Source organism: Brevundimonas sp. LM2, from assembly GCF_002002865.1.
Taxonomy (GTDB): domain Bacteria; phylum Pseudomonadota; class Alphaproteobacteria; order Caulobacterales; family Caulobacteraceae; genus Brevundimonas.
This window is the reverse complement of record NZ_CP019508.1, coordinates 1,176,452-1,188,983: the sequence shown is the minus strand read 5'-3', so window position 1 is coordinate 1,188,983 and position 12,532 is coordinate 1,176,452. Positions and strand designations below refer to the sequence as shown.

The following is a 12,532-nucleotide window of genomic DNA, read 5'->3' as shown; positions in this document are numbered from 1 at the left end:
AGGAGGCTTTCAGGAGTTAGGCGGCGAACAGGTCTTCGTCGAGACTAGCCTTGGCGCGGTTGAGGCTTTGCTTCGCAGCTTGGTTAGCGGTCATGGCCTGCAGGATGGCCTGAACATTGCCGGCACCGGCGGCGGCGGCCTTGGCGGGCGGGGCCATGCCATGGATCCGCTCGGCCAGGGCCGCCATGCGGAAGGCGCGGTCTTCGGGGTCTGGGGCGGCGGCGGATGCGGGCTTCTCCCTCCCGCTTGTCGGGAGGGACGGCTGCGCAGCAGCCCGGGTGGGTTCGAGCGGGGCAGCGTGATCTCTGCTCGACACGTCCCCACCCGCGCTCGCATGCGCTCGCGGTCCCTCCCCATGAAGGGGAGGGAGAACGCCGCGCGCGCCCTTGGCGATCAGCTGCTCCAGATCCGTCTTCAGCGCCCGCGCCTTGATGATCCGGTCGTGCAGCAGGTCGGCCTCCTCGCCCGAGGCGCGCAGGGATCCCAGGGCGCTTTCGGCCCGGCCGCAGGCGGCGTTCAGCTCGGTGACCGCGCCGGCGAAGGCCAGCTGACCCGAGCGGAGCTGGGTCAGCTTCTTCTCCAGCCGCACGCCATAGGCCAGTGCCGCCACCAGCAGCAGCATCAGGACAGCGTCGAGGATCATGCCGGTCATGTCAGCGTCGTCCCTTGGTCAGACTGTTGGCGGCCTCGACACTGATCGGACCCTCCACGCGAATGGCGATATGCTGGCCCTTGCGGCCCATCCGGCCGGTCGTCACCGGGATCGAGCCGCAGCGGATCGAGATGTCCGAATCCGGCGTCGCGTTCAGCATCAGGGTGTCGCCGACCTTCAGGTTCAGCACCGTCGACAGGGGGCAGGACTGCTCGTCCAGAACCGCGCGGACCACCGTGTCGGTGGTCCAGAGTTCCGTGGCAAGGTGACCTTCCCATATGTTGTCTCGGCCGAACTTCTCGCCCATGAACTGCTGCAGCAGCATCTTGCGGATCGGCTCCAGCGTCGCATAGGGCAGCAGCAGCTCGACCCGCCCGCCACGGTCCTCCATGTCGATCCGCAGCTTGACTAGGATCGCCGCGTTCGCGGGACGCGCGATGGCGGCGAACCGGGGGTTGGTCTCCAGACGGTCGAGGTTGAAATGGACCGGGGTCAGGGGCTCGAAGGCGGCGTTGGCGTCGGCCAGGATGACCTCGACCATCCGCTGGACCAGCACCCGTTCGATGGTGGTGTAGGGCCGCCCCTCGATCCGCAGGGCCGCCGTGCCCCGGCGCCCGCCCAGCAGCACGTCGACGATCGAATAGATCAGGTTGGAGTCGACGGTCAGCAGGCCATAGTTGTCCAGTTCCTCGGCCCTGAACACGGCGAGAATGGCGGGCAGCGGGATCGAGTTCAGATAGTCGCCGAAGCGGATCGACGAGATGTTGTCGAGACTGACCTCGACGTTGTCGGACGTGAAGTTGCGAAGCGATGTCGTCATCAGCCGCACCAGGCGGTCGAAGACGATCTCCAGCATCGGCAGCCGCTCGTAGCTGACGAGGGCCGAGTTGATGATGGCGCGGATGCCCGAGCGCTCGGAGCCGTCGTCGTCGCCCAGGTCGAAGCCCAGCAGGCTGTCGATCTCGTCCTGATTCAGGATGCGCTCGGATGCGGCCGACCCGGCGTCGCCGAAGGCGTCCGATCCGCCGAATGGATCGAGTTCGGTGTCTGCTAAGCCCGCGTCAGACATCGGCCTATTGAACCAGCATTTCTTCGATCAGGACCGCATCCACCTTGGACGGGGCGGCGATCAGATTGACCCGGCGCAGGATCTCGGCGCGCAGCTGGTAGCTGCCGGCCGATCCGGCCAGATCCTCGGGCCGCAGCTCGCGCAGGAAGCCCTGAAACATGTCCTGCATGCGCGGCATCTGGCCCTGCAGGGTGTGGGCCAGGTCGGCGTCGTGCATCTCAAGCGTCAGGCTCAGCTTCAGGAAGGTCGGCTTGCCGTCGGGCGACTGAATGTTCACCACCATGTCCGGCAGGGTGTAGAAGGTGATGCCGTCGGGGCCCTCGGCGATCTTGCCCAGGGCCGGATCCGCCTCGCCCTCGCCCTCCTTGGCCGCGCCGTGGCCCCCGCCTTCCTTTTTCTCGTCCTTCTTGGCCGCGCCGTGGTCCCCCTCGGCCGCCGCGCCGTGCTCGCCCTCGGCGGCAGCGGGCTTCGGCTGGAGCATGAAGAAGGCCCCCGCTCCCCCCCCAGCAGAACCAGCAGGGCGACGGGCGCGATGATGAACAGGAGGGGGAGCTTCTTCTTGGGCGGAGCCTCGCCCTCGGCCGGCACATCGGCCCCGTGGGCCACGGCCAGGGCCGTGGCGTCGTCTTTCGGGAGCTTGTCCTTCTTCTTGCCCAAACCCAGCATCGACGCGCCCCGGATGATCCCAACGTCCGCAATGCGACGCGTTTGGTTAACGCCAGGTGTAAATCCGGCAAGATTTGCCGGGTGTATCGGGCTCCTCACCGCTCAAACGCCCGGGGGACGGGGATTAACCGCGTTGGCACGGTCGTTGCGAGACCTGCCGCGAAGGAGCCCGCCCACCGTGGAAAACGCCGCCTACATCGGACTGTCCCGCCAGATGACGCTGCGTCGCGAACTCGACATCGCGGCCAACAACATCGCCAATGCGGAGACCACCGGCTTCAAGGTCGAGCAGTTGCTGCTCGGCACCGAGATTGGCCAGCGGGCCCGCAACGACGCCGTTCGCCCGAGCGTCAGCTTCGTGCTGGACAACGGCGTGGGCCGCGATTTCGCCCAGGGGGCCCTGAACGAGACCGGCCGGACGCTGGACTTCGCCATCGACGGCGAAGGCGTCTTCTTCAAGATCCAGGACGGGGCCGGCGAGGCCTATACCCGCGATGGCGCCTTCACCATCGACCCGACCGGCCAGCTGGTCACCAAGTCCGGCCTGCCCGTGCTGGGCGACGGCGGACCGATCGTCGTCGATCCGGCCCTGGGCCCGCTCAGCGTCGCCCAGGACGGCACTCTCAGCCAGGACGGCGCCCTGCTGGGCACGCTCGATCTGGCCCGGTTCGACAACCTGTCGGTCCTGTCCAAGGACGGAGACGGTCTCTACCGCAATGCCTCCAATGCCCCGGCGCTCGACGCGGCGGGCGTGCAGGTTCGCCAGGGGATGCTGGAGGGATCCAACGTCAACACCCTGGTCGAAATCACCAACCTGATCGAGATCACCCGCGCCTACGAACGCGCGACCAAGATGATCGACAACGTCCAGGATCTGTCCCGCCGCGCCGTCGAGCGGCTGGGCCGATCGAGCTAGGGAACACATAGATGCGCGCTCTCAGAACCGCAGCCTCGGGCATGGCCGCCCAGCAGCTGAACGTGGAGGTCATCTCCAACAACATCGCCAACATGAATACGGTCGGATACAAGCGCCAGCGCGCCGAGTTCCAGGACCTGATCTACCAGAACGTCGAACGGATGGGGGCCCAGTCGTCGGCCCAGGGCACGGTCGTCCCGACCGGCATCCAGGTCGGCCTGGGCGTCAAGGCAGGCAGCGTCTATCGCATCACCGAACAGGGCACGCCGACCCAGACCGGCAACGACTATGACATCGCCGTCGACGGCAAGGGCTATTTCCAGATCACCCTGCCGTCCGGCGAGATCGGCTACAGCCGCGCCGGAAACTTCTCGCTGAGCGCCGAAGGACAGCTGGTGACCGAGGACGGCTATGCGGTCGAGCCGGCCATCACCATTCCCCAGGACGCGATCGACGTCAGCATCTCCAAGAGCGGCCAGGTGCAGGTCATCACCGACGGCGCGACCGAGCCGGCCGTCGTCGGCCAGCTGGAGCTGGCGACCTTCTTCAACGAGGCGGGGCTGGAGGCGATCGGCGACAACCTGCTGCTGGAAACCGCCGCTTCCGGTCCGGCCACCGTCGGGACGCCGGGCGAGCCCGGGTTCGGGCAACTTCTGCAGGGCTATACCGAAGCCTCGAACGTCGATGCCGTGACCGAGATCAGCGCCCTCATCATCGCCCAGCGCGCCTATGAGATGAACTCCAAGGTCATCACCACCGCCGACGAGATGATGAGCGTCTCCGCCCAGGTGAAGGGCTAGGTCATGAGCATGCTGAGCCTGATCGCCGGTGTGGTCCTGCTGGCCTCCCCTGCCCTGGCCGAGACCGTGACGCTGAAGACAAATCCGGTCGACGCCGACGGCCGCGTCACCCTGGGCGACGTGTTCGACGGGGCCGGATCGTCGGCCAACTTCATCCTGGCCACCCGGACGGGGCCGTCGGTGGTGTTCGAAGCCGCCCAGCTGCAGGCCATCGCCTCCCGCAACGGCCTTGCCTGGGCCAATCCCCAGGGTCTGCGCCGCGTCGTGGTGCGCGAAGCCTCCCTGGCCCCGGCGACGGGGGGCAACACGGTTCCGGCGGCGGCCCACGCGGCCGTGGCACCGGCCATCCGCCCCATGGCGACCCCGCAGCGCCAGGCCCGCGCGGCCCGGGTCATCGCCCGCAACGACACGGTCGAGGTCGCCTATGTCGCCGGGGGCGTCACCCTGACCGTCACCGGACGCGCCACCCGCGACGCCGCCGAGGGTGACCGGGTGCCGATCCTGAACGTGGCCTCGGGCCGCACCATCGACGCCGTGGCCGTCGGCCCGGGCCGCGCCCTCGCGGGCCCGGAGGCCCAGGTCGCCGCCCGCAGTTCCGCCCAGTTCGCCTCGCGCTAGGAAGATCCGTCATGCGTAAATCCATCCTCGCCCTGACCGCCGCCGCCCTGGCTCTGGGGGGCTGTTCGACCGTGGTCGAGACGGTGCAGGGGCCGCAGCTGGCCCCCATCGGCTATCCGGCCCAGCTGGTGCCCGTCAGCCAGACCTATGCCTCCGTGCCCGAGCCACGCTCGGCCAGCGCCAATTCGCTGTGGCGCACCGGGGCCCGGGCCTTCTTCGGCGACCAGCGCGCGCGCAACATCGGCGACATCCTGACCGTCAACATCGACATCGACGACCAGGCCCAGACCTCGAACAGCACCAACCGGAGCCGGTCCAACGACATCTCGGGCGGGATCACCAACTTCTTCGGTCTGGAGAACAGCCTGGGCCGCGCCTTTCCCGGCGGCTTCGATCCCCAGAACCTGGTCGGCGTCGAGGGCCAGTCCAAAGCCAACGGCACGGGGTCGGTCAGCCGCTCGGAGAAGGTCAGCCTGACCATCGCCGCCGTCGTCACTGAGATCCTGTCGAACGGCAATCTGGTCATCCAGGGTCGGCAAGAAGTGCGCACCAACCGCGAGGTGCGCGAGCTGACCGTCGCCGGCATCGTCCGCCCCGAGGACATCAGCTCGGCCAACACCATCGCCCACACCCAGATCGCCGAGGCGCGGATCAGCTATGGCGGGCGCGGCGACATCAGCCGGGTGCAGTCCACCCCGGCGGCCCAGAGCCTGGTCGAGCGGTTCAGTCCGTTCTGATCCGGCCGGGTCAGCGACCGGCCGTCCGTCCGGGTTGAACCGTTAATGCGGCACCGCGTTATCGGATCAGACGCAAGGACCGGACGATGTTCAAGTTTCTGCTGCCCGCCACCGCCGCCCTGGGCCTGGTCGCCTTTACGGCCCAGTCGCAAGACGTGGCTTCGGCCGAAACCGCCGCTGCCGCCACGCCGGTGATGCAATGGAGCGTGCATCATGAGGGGGCCCTGGCCAAGCTGGCCTACGGCGTGGCGCACTCGGACCAACTGGCCCTGATGGTGTCGTGCCTGCCAGGCGACCGTACCGCGGCTGTCTACGGCGATGTGCAGCCAGAAGGCGCGCGCCTGATCCGGGCCAGCCTGCCGCAGGGGGTCGATCCCCTGAGCGACGGCGAAGCCGAGGAGACCCGCATCGCCCTGAGCGATCCGTCCCTTCAGGGCCTGGCCCGTCGAGGTCGGATGGCCGTGCGCGGCGACGCGGGCGTGTTCCAATTGTCGGCCACCGTACAGGAACGTCGCGCCATCGCGGATTTTCTGGCCTACTGCTCCGCAGGCCGCGTCTGAGCGGTCGCTGGACCGGACCCCACCCCTGATGCTGCTCGCCAGTCTCGCCGCCGCGATCGCCCTCCAGGCGGGATGGACGTGGACCCTGTACGACGGCGAGGGTCCGTTGGTCCTGGCCCACGAGATCCCCGACACGCCGCAGCTGAAAGCGACGTTCGAGTGCCAGCCGGGATCGGGCGTGGCGCGGCTGAGCCTCTACGGCAACGCCCTCGACGGCGGTTTCGCCAACCTGAGCGCGGGCCAGGCCTCTGCGGCGGCCCAGGCCCGGGTGGACACCGACCATCTGTCCCTGGCGCTGCGGACCGAGCATCCGGTCTTCGCCCAGTTCATCCGGACCGGGACGATCGACGTCGCCGTCGCCGGTGTGCATCGGCTGGTCGAGGTGCCCTCGGCGCACCGGGCCAAGCTTCGTCGCTTCGCCGAACTGTGCACCGGATGAGCCCCCGGACGCCCGGTCTGATGTTGTCCCTGGCGCTGGCCGCGATGACCGCGGCCTGTTCGACCGTCGCCCCGGAACCTGCCACGCCCGTCGTCGTGACCGCCGGCGCGTCGTCGCCACAGCCGATCGCCGGCTACGACTGGCACCTGACCACCCATGACGGCATCGCCCGCCTGGCCTATGGCATCGCCGAAAGCGACGAGTTGAAGCTGGCGTTCGAATGCGGCGCGGGATCGGGAACGCTGCAGGTTCTGGCGACCGCCCCCAGCGGCACGCGGCTGATCCTGCTCGAATCCGGCGGCGACACCGAGCGTCTGACCGCTCGGTCCGAACCCTCCGAGTTGGGCGAGGGCGACCTGCTGACGGCCGAGTCCCCCGCCGATGCCCCCGTGTTCCAGCGCTTCCGCCGACTGGGCTGGCTGGCCCAGTGGATCGGCGACCGGCGCGAGGCCTATGCCCCGCAGCCGGGTTCTGCGGCCGACGTCGACCGCTTCTTCGCCCTTTGCGACTGACGCCCGATCAGGCGGCGACGCCCACCCCGATCGGGCAGACCACGCCGGTCCCGCCGATGCCGCAGTAGCCGTTGGGGTTCTTGGCCAGATAGCCCTGGTGATAGCCCTCGGCGAAATAATAGGGCCCGGCTTCCGTGATCTCGGTCGTGATGGTGCCGCGCCCGGCCTGGGTCAGGGCCGTCTGATAGGCTTCGCGCGAGGCCTCGGCCTCGGCCTTCTGCCCGGCGTCCAGATAGTAGATGGCCGAGCGGTAGGTCGATCCGACGTCATTGCCCTGGCGCATGCCCTGGGTCGGGTCGTGCCCCTCCCAGAAGGTCTTCAGCAGCTCGGTGTAGGTGATCTTCGACGGATCGAACACGACCTGGACCACCTCGGTCTGGCCGGTCAGACCGGTGCAGGTCTCCTCATAGGTCGGGTTGGGGGTGATGCCGCCGGAATAGCCGACCGAGGTCACCCAGACGCCCGGCAGCGACCAGAATTTGCGCTCCACGCCCCAGAAACAGCCCATGCCGAAGAGCGCGGTCTGGAAGCCTTCGGGGTGCGGGCCCTTCAGCGGACGGCCGAGGACGAAATGGGTCTCGTCCGTCGTCAGGGGGGTGGACCGGCCCGGCAGGGCGGTCTCGGCGGTCGGCAGGGTGGTCTTGGGGCTCAGCATCGCGGTGATCCTTGAGAAGAGGGACATGACGGCCATATGGGTGCCCCGGCCCGTTTTGCCCATAGGGACGCTTGCCGCGCGCGCTCGCCTGTTCTATCAGCCTGCCCTCCCCGGGCGACCTCCCGGGACGTTTGCCTCGTGGTCAAACGGACAGGTGGCGGAGTGGTCGATCGCGCACGCTTGGAAAGCGTGTGTAGGTGAAAGCCTACCGAGGGTTCGAATCCCTCTCTGTCCGCCACCGCCCGCCATAACGTCTTGATTTCTATTGATTAAAATCAAGCTTGCGAGCGCTGCCCCAACTTGCGCCCTAACAACATGCTTTGGCTGACGCGACTGCGTGCGTCCGAAAAATCTGCGAATGGAAAAATCTGCGAATGCCTGTGTCGCGCGCGGACGCGGGCGTGGGGAAACTTCTCAAACCTGTCAACGGCAAGCGACCCGGCGCGTTTAAATCGATCTACTTTAGATCGAGGTCGGTTTCTGGTGTGCCAAATGCCGACGTCATGCAAAAATGTAGAGCGCGGTTGACGACGTCTATTGTCGCGCTCGTGCGCGCATATTGGTCGCGAAACGTCTCCCACCCGGGATTGCCGTTGAAAATGCCGAATCTGAACGAAGGCATCGAGACATGTTTAACAACGCCGAGAACTCAGTGGAGCAGCCATATTGGCTAGTCATTGGCGATAGCCACGTCGACGCAATTGTGGCCGGCACCAAACATCTTACCCTGCCTTGCAAATCCATCTTAGTGGGGGGTGCGACAGCAGTAGGAATGCGAAATCCAAACTCGGCGACGAACGCTCTGAGCCAGTTTCGAGATGCCGTAATCCCAGCGCGGAGCAACGCCATACCAGTGCTGCAGCTTGGAGAAGTCGATTGTGGCTTTGTTATTTGGTATCGCGCGGAAAAGCTGGGTGACAGCATCGAGGCTCAGATGTTGGCATCGATCAAGGCTTACTTCGGCTTCGTGGATGAGCTGCTTTGCGCCGGATATCCGACGGTCGTCGTGACTGGCGCGGTAATCCCCACGATCAGAGACGGCGAACTTGGCGTTGAGGTCGCCAAATCTTCGTCGCGAGGTTACTGCGACACAGGTCGAGCGGACCCGGCTCACCCTCGCATATAATGCGGCGCTGCGGCGGGAAACGATGAGTCGGGCGCTGCCATTCATCGATCTGACGTCTGATTTGCTTGATGAGGACCGAGGAGTCATCGCAGACGTCTGGCGTCACCCAGATCCCACAGACCACCACTTGAACCCAGAAACTGGGGGGCAGCTTTGAGCTCACCACCTGAACGCGCTGGCTCAAGCGGGCAAATTCTTCGCTGCTTTCCGTAAGGATGGGAATCACGATGCGCCTTAGCCACCTTCTTAAAAAACCGCTGGCGAGCATGGGCGTGAGGCCCCAATAATCGCGATGTCTAAATCGGACGGCGCATCGGAGATGTCAGCTACCCCCGTCCCTGAGCTCACGAGTAACGTCCGCTTCTGCGGATAACGTGCATGCCCATTCTCGACTCATAATCGACCGTTAGGGAGTCTGCTTTCGGGCGAAGTGAATCACCACCGCGTCTTCGCTCTAGCGGTCCGATCGATGTTGCGGCTCACGCCGCACCGCTAGGGTCGCCTATGGCTCGACCCCATCTTCCGGGCTGATATAAGCTCGCCAGATGGAAACTCTTCGCCACCTCGTTTTCGATATCGGGAGGGTTCTAATCCGCTACGAGCCGCATAGGGGGCTGATGGCGAGCATACCTGATGCCGACGACCGAGCATGGTTCCTGGACACCGTTTGCACCGAGGCCTGGAATTTGGAGCAGGATCGTGGCCGCCCGTGGGCCGAAGCGGAGGCGACATTGATTGCCGAGTGGCCGGACCAGGCGTCGCGCATCCGGGCTTTCCGCGCCAACTGGAGCCTGATGGTTCACGACCGCATCGCACCAACCGTCGCCTTGTATGAGCAGTTAATCGACGAAGGGCGCGACGTGACCTTGCTAACAAACTTTTCCTCGGACACCTTCGTCGAGGCGCAGAGAATGTTTCCCTTTCTGAGGCGAGCTCGCGGGGTAACCGTTTCGGGTGAGATCGGGCTGATCAAGCCTGATCCGGCAATCTTCGCCCACCACCAGCGTTCGTTCGGCCTCGATCCATCCGCGACCTTCTTCATCGACGACAATGCCGCCAATGTTGAAGCCAGCAGGAAAGCAGGCTGGCGAGCCGTGCAGTATTTGGACCACGACAGGTTGGTTCGTGAACTAAGGGACGCGGGCGTTGTTTGACCCTCACGCCCTGCCGCATCCTACTACCTAGACCGTTAGGCCGCTCATCTTCCGCGTGATTTCGAGAAAGGCCACTATATTCGACGTACATTAGTCTTCAGGATGGCGCCGGGCTTGCTCTTCTTCAAAGGCTTGCACCGTGGCTTCCTTCTCTTTCGGGTCGACATCCCCTGCGCCATCTTTGTCGACATCGGTAATCCGCGTGGGGCGGTCCACCCCCTTGGCCGCATTCGCCCAAAGCAATCCCAGCCCAATGATGACGAGGACCGCAAACACGGCCTGGAAAACGGAAATTTGCAGTCCCATTCCTCCTCAACGCTCGCTTTCAGGGCGGGTTGCGATGCTTAGGTAAGGGTATGCTGCTCCAGCCCGCAACAGTTCAAAACTTACGCTCTTGGCGGGATACAATCACCACCGCGCCTTCGTCCTTGCGGTCAGGTCGATGTTGCGGCTCACGCCGCACCGCTTCCCAACAATCTCACCACCGGGTTCGTGCCGTCGCCCCAAGGTCAGCAGCACCTCGCCGTCGGCACCCTTACAGACGTATTTGACGCCCCGGTTGAGATTTGCGCGGTAGTCTTCACCACCGGCCGTCGCGGTATTCAGGCCGCGACCGATTGCGCGGGTATCGCGAACCCCATCCTTCCACTGCGCTCCGCAACGCTTCAGAATTCGGCGGAGCCATCGGGACAGGTCGGGTAGGTAAGCTGGGCCATGTCATAGAATGTGGACGTGCTCGCCCTTGTCCGGTCCGCTTTCCCTTACCCACAAGCAGGCGAAGGCATGGCCGCGTGAGCGGATCAGCCGGGACAGGGCTTTGATCAGCCGCCGGGTGGCGGCCAGCCCGTCAGTCACACCCCCTTTTTCCCAATGCACGGTGGTCATGCGGTTGAAGGGCATACCGACCGCCGCAGCAAACCATGCCGCCTCCGCCAAATTGTCTTCGGCCGCGCTGGATATGGCATGTGACCAGCGGTCGGCACGGTTACGCGCACCACCACGGCCCGGAATGCTTTTGAAAGCTTTTACGCCCGCGTGGGTGGCCGGTGGTGACGCCGGGCTAGGCGCTGCGCTGTTTGAAGGCTCTGCGCCCCGCCCGGCTTCCCCGGACGCTTGTGTGTGCTCTCGCCGTTGGCCTGCACTCTTATAAGGATAGGAGGCCGCATCGCTGCTTGTGCTGTATTTTGCTGTAAGATCAGGCCGATCAATAACTTGGTCGCCCCCGCCAGCATCCTGTCGAACCGGCTTTCGGGCCAAAGTCAAACATGGACGCGACGGGACGGGGTGACACTGTGAACGGCGTTCACCTTCGCCGACGACGTGCGCAGCGATGGCGTTGCGTGGAACGGTGCAGATCATGGGAGGCGCTAGAAACGACTTAGGAAGCCACAGGAGCGCTCGCGACCACCGAAGGCGGAACATTGCCCCCGGTGGTTACGAACGGCCCCAGCGGCGTCCTATTCCGTTTTCATGTCCGCGTGAGGCAAAAGGCCCAGGTCACGCGCCGTGCTTTCCGCATCCCGCATGGCACCGGCGAGAGCCGGAAGGTCGCTGATTGCGATGCTGACGCCTCTGCGTGTCGGCCCTCGTGTAGGGACAGGCCCGGCGGCATAGTCAGTCCACGTTCTCAGGTCGGCGCGAGGCCGTCCGTTGAAGCTATCGAGCACCAAGCGCAGTACTGAATTGCTGCTCAGCGGCAGGCTCCAGATCGGTACGGGTCCGGGCGCGGTCATTGCGACACCCCCGGCCCGACCACTACCACCGGCCCCGCGAGCGTATAGCGGCCGACCCTCGCGTCGTCGGTGGCCTCCCATGTCGTGTGGATTGGAACACCGGCTAGGCGCAGCTTGCGAACATAGGCGCTCGTTCGCCTCGCCCAGCCCAGCAGTGAAGCCTCGCCAGACGTGAACCCGCGCGGTCCAACTCTCATCAAGAGCGTGAGCGTCTGAGCTTCGCGACCTTCGACCGTGATGGGGTCGGTCGCCGGTGGCAGGCAGACCGTCAGCTTCAGCTTGTCGGAACGGGTGCCGGTGGTATGTTCGGAACGCGCCGCGCCTCGCGAAGCATCCCGAACCCCGCCTGCCGTGTCACCGGCGGCGGGGTTCATCGTTTGTGCGGTCATGGTTCAGGCCGCCTTGCCCAGATTGTCGAAGAAGGCATCCAGGGCGTCCCGTCGGATCATGCGGCGACCACCGACCTGTAGGGACGGCAACTCACCGGTTTGCATGAGCTTGTAGAGGCGCGAGCGCGATAGGCCCGAATAGGCGACCGCATCCTGTACGGTAAGGGCGAGGGGTTGAAAGGTGGGCAGCATGTTCAATCCTGAGGATGTTCCGGCGGCCTATTCCGTCTGTGCCACGCCAGAGGACACTTAAAGGGTCGCATTCGGCAGCGGACCGTTGACGACAAGCCCGGTGGATCGTCGATTGGCCCATAGAACAGTTCAGAGAACCTGTTGCTCAGAATGTAGGACCGTGGGCGCTTTTCGCGAACGCCGGTTTTGGTTTCGACAGGATCGAAAAACCGGCTGATAAGACGTTCCATTTGCCTTTGGTCGCGAGACAAGGTCGCGCTCAGATGTCTCGCGCAAGCCCCTAGAGAGGTGTTAGGATTGCTTCGCATGTAGAC

General features: G+C 65.3%; 16 protein-coding genes, 1 tRNA gene and 1 pseudogene. 10 read left to right on the top strand and 8 right to left on the bottom strand.

All coding sequences use genetic code 11. The features are described from left to right. Positions 1-16: 16 nt before the first annotated feature. From BZG35_RS05800 to BZG35_RS05790, 3 genes and pseudogenes are all read right to left on the bottom strand, one after another. Positions 17-652 carry a DUF6468 domain-containing protein gene (locus tag BZG35_RS05800; RefSeq protein WP_077354790.1) on the bottom strand — a complete coding sequence of 212 codons (636 nt, stop codon included), beginning with the start codon at positions 650-652 and terminating at the stop codon, positions 17-19. 1 nt (position 653) lies between these two features. Next, complete coding sequence (fliM, locus tag BZG35_RS05795) at positions 654-1,721, bottom strand: flagellar motor switch protein FliM (RefSeq protein WP_077354789.1); 1,068 nt, start codon at positions 1,719-1,721, stop codon at positions 654-656. A 4-nt stretch (positions 1,722-1,725) separates the two neighbouring features. Further along, positions 1,726-2,387: pseudogene (locus tag BZG35_RS05790) on the bottom strand (flagellar basal body-associated FliL family protein). A 178-nt stretch (positions 2,388-2,565) separates the two neighbouring features. Between BZG35_RS05790 and flgF the strand changes: the two are divergent. The 7 genes from flgF to BZG35_RS05755 all read left to right on the top strand — a co-directional run bounded on the left by flgF (position 2,566) and on the right by BZG35_RS05755 (position 6,969). Next, a complete protein-coding gene (gene flgF, locus BZG35_RS05785) occupies positions 2,566-3,303 on the top strand; it encodes a flagellar basal-body rod protein FlgF (RefSeq protein ID WP_077354788.1) in 738 nt (245 codons plus the stop codon). An 11-nt stretch (positions 3,304-3,314) separates the two neighbouring features. After that, the gene (gene flgG / locus BZG35_RS05780; protein WP_077354787.1) at positions 3,315-4,103 is read left to right on the top strand and encodes a flagellar basal-body rod protein FlgG; all 789 of its coding nucleotides are present in this window, start codon (positions 3,315-3,317) and stop codon (positions 4,101-4,103) included. A gap of 3 nt (positions 4,104-4,106) precedes the next feature. Beyond that, positions 4,107-4,721, top strand: coding sequence for a flagella basal body P-ring formation protein FlgA (locus tag BZG35_RS05775; protein ID WP_077354786.1), 615 nt, complete (start codon positions 4,107-4,109; stop codon positions 4,719-4,721). Between the two features lie 11 nt (positions 4,722-4,732). Then, positions 4,733-5,458 (top strand): flagellar basal body L-ring protein FlgH, encoded by a 726-nt coding sequence (gene flgH, locus BZG35_RS05770; RefSeq protein ID WP_077354785.1) that lies wholly within the window; start codon positions 4,733-4,735, stop codon positions 5,456-5,458. 86 nt (positions 5,459-5,544) lie between these two features. Further along, entirely contained in the window at positions 5,545-6,018 is a 474-nt protein-coding gene (locus BZG35_RS05765; RefSeq protein ID WP_077354784.1) for a hypothetical protein, read from the top strand. Positions 6,019-6,046: 28 nt separating this feature from the next. After that, positions 6,047-6,457, top strand: coding sequence for a hypothetical protein (locus BZG35_RS05760; RefSeq protein ID WP_077354783.1), 411 nt, complete (start codon positions 6,047-6,049; stop codon positions 6,455-6,457). Then, on the top strand, positions 6,454-6,969 hold the full coding sequence (locus BZG35_RS05755) for a hypothetical protein (RefSeq protein ID WP_077354782.1): 516 nt from the start codon (positions 6,454-6,456) through the stop codon (positions 6,967-6,969). The genes BZG35_RS05760 and BZG35_RS05755 overlap by 4 nt, the downstream gene beginning before the upstream one ends. A gap of 7 nt (positions 6,970-6,976) precedes the next feature. Here BZG35_RS05755 and msrA read toward each other — a convergent pair whose 3' ends face one another. Then, complete coding sequence (gene msrA, locus BZG35_RS05750; RefSeq protein ID WP_077357864.1) at positions 6,977-7,624, bottom strand: peptide-methionine (S)-S-oxide reductase MsrA; 648 nt, start codon at positions 7,622-7,624, stop codon at positions 6,977-6,979. A gap of 148 nt (positions 7,625-7,772) precedes the next feature. On the opposite strand from msrA, the gene BZG35_RS05745 reads away from it, so the two are divergent. The 3 genes from BZG35_RS05745 (at position 7,773) to BZG35_RS05735 (ending at position 9,904) form a co-directional block, all read left to right on the top strand. After that, positions 7,773-7,862, top strand: a tRNA-Ser gene (locus BZG35_RS05745). Between the two features lie 390 nt (positions 7,863-8,252). Then, complete coding sequence (locus tag BZG35_RS05740; RefSeq protein WP_216351889.1) at positions 8,253-8,750, top strand: hypothetical protein; 498 nt, start codon at positions 8,253-8,255, stop codon at positions 8,748-8,750. Positions 8,751-9,295: 545 nt separating this feature from the next. After that, complete coding sequence (locus tag BZG35_RS05735) at positions 9,296-9,904, top strand: HAD family phosphatase (protein ID WP_077354781.1); 609 nt, start codon at positions 9,296-9,298, stop codon at positions 9,902-9,904. A gap of 90 nt (positions 9,905-9,994) precedes the next feature. Here the strand turns inward: BZG35_RS05735 and BZG35_RS05730 are convergent, their stop codons facing one another. The 4 genes from BZG35_RS05730 to BZG35_RS05720 all read right to left on the bottom strand — a co-directional run bounded on the left by BZG35_RS05730 (position 9,995) and on the right by BZG35_RS05720 (position 12,218). Next, entirely contained in the window at positions 9,995-10,210 is a 216-nt protein-coding gene (locus tag BZG35_RS05730) for a hypothetical protein (RefSeq protein ID WP_077354780.1), read from the bottom strand. 411 nt (positions 10,211-10,621) lie between these two features. Then, the gene (locus tag BZG35_RS05725; protein WP_150125953.1) at positions 10,622-10,804 is read right to left on the bottom strand and encodes a hypothetical protein; all 183 of its coding nucleotides are present in this window, start codon (positions 10,802-10,804) and stop codon (positions 10,622-10,624) included. An 829-nt stretch (positions 10,805-11,633) separates the two neighbouring features. Further along, a complete protein-coding gene (locus BZG35_RS17575) occupies positions 11,634-12,026 on the bottom strand; it encodes a hypothetical protein (protein ID WP_150125952.1) in 393 nt (130 codons plus the stop codon). A 3-nt stretch (positions 12,027-12,029) separates the two neighbouring features. Next, positions 12,030-12,218, bottom strand: coding sequence for a helix-turn-helix domain-containing protein (locus BZG35_RS05720; protein ID WP_150125951.1), 189 nt, complete (start codon positions 12,216-12,218; stop codon positions 12,030-12,032). Positions 12,219-12,532: the final 314 nt, after the last annotated feature.

What these genes read in the sequence shown, in the direction of transcription:
- BZG35_RS05730 (WP_077354780.1), bottom strand. Translation starts at nt 10,210, where the DNA reads ATGGGACTGCAAATTTCCGTTTTCCAGGCCGTGTTTGCGGTCCTCGTC.
- BZG35_RS05800 (WP_077354790.1), bottom strand. Translation starts at nt 652, where the DNA reads ATGACCGGCATGATCCTCGACGCTGTCCTGATGCTGCTGCTGGTGGCG.
- flgH (WP_077354785.1), top strand. Translation starts at nt 4,733, where the DNA reads ATGCGTAAATCCATCCTCGCCCTGACCGCCGCCGCCCTGGCTCTGGGG.
- BZG35_RS05755 (WP_077354782.1), top strand. Translation starts at nt 6,454, where the DNA reads ATGAGCCCCCGGACGCCCGGTCTGATGTTGTCCCTGGCGCTGGCCGCG.
- fliM (WP_077354789.1), bottom strand. Translation starts at nt 1,721, where the DNA reads ATGTCTGACGCGGGCTTAGCAGACACCGAACTCGATCCATTCGGCGGA.
- BZG35_RS05735 (WP_077354781.1), top strand. Translation starts at nt 9,296, where the DNA reads ATGGAAACTCTTCGCCACCTCGTTTTCGATATCGGGAGGGTTCTAATC.
- BZG35_RS05760 (WP_077354783.1), top strand. Translation starts at nt 6,047, where the DNA reads ATGCTGCTCGCCAGTCTCGCCGCCGCGATCGCCCTCCAGGCGGGATGG.
- msrA (WP_077357864.1), bottom strand. Translation starts at nt 7,624, where the DNA reads ATGCTGAGCCCCAAGACCACCCTGCCGACCGCCGAGACCGCCCTGCCG.
- flgG (WP_077354787.1), top strand. Translation starts at nt 3,315, where the DNA reads ATGCGCGCTCTCAGAACCGCAGCCTCGGGCATGGCCGCCCAGCAGCTG.
- BZG35_RS05740 (WP_216351889.1), top strand. Translation starts at nt 8,253, where the DNA reads ATGTTTAACAACGCCGAGAACTCAGTGGAGCAGCCATATTGGCTAGTC.
- BZG35_RS05765 (WP_077354784.1), top strand. Translation starts at nt 5,545, where the DNA reads ATGTTCAAGTTTCTGCTGCCCGCCACCGCCGCCCTGGGCCTGGTCGCC.
- BZG35_RS05720 (WP_150125951.1), bottom strand. Translation starts at nt 12,218, where the DNA reads ATGCTGCCCACCTTTCAACCCCTCGCCCTTACCGTACAGGATGCGGTC.
- BZG35_RS17575 (WP_150125952.1), bottom strand. Translation starts at nt 12,026, where the DNA reads ATGACCGCACAAACGATGAACCCCGCCGCCGGTGACACGGCAGGCGGG.
- BZG35_RS05725 (WP_150125953.1), bottom strand. Translation starts at nt 10,804, where the DNA reads ATGCCCTTCAACCGCATGACCACCGTGCATTGGGAAAAAGGGGGTGTG.
- BZG35_RS05775 (WP_077354786.1), top strand. Translation starts at nt 4,107, where the DNA reads ATGAGCATGCTGAGCCTGATCGCCGGTGTGGTCCTGCTGGCCTCCCCT.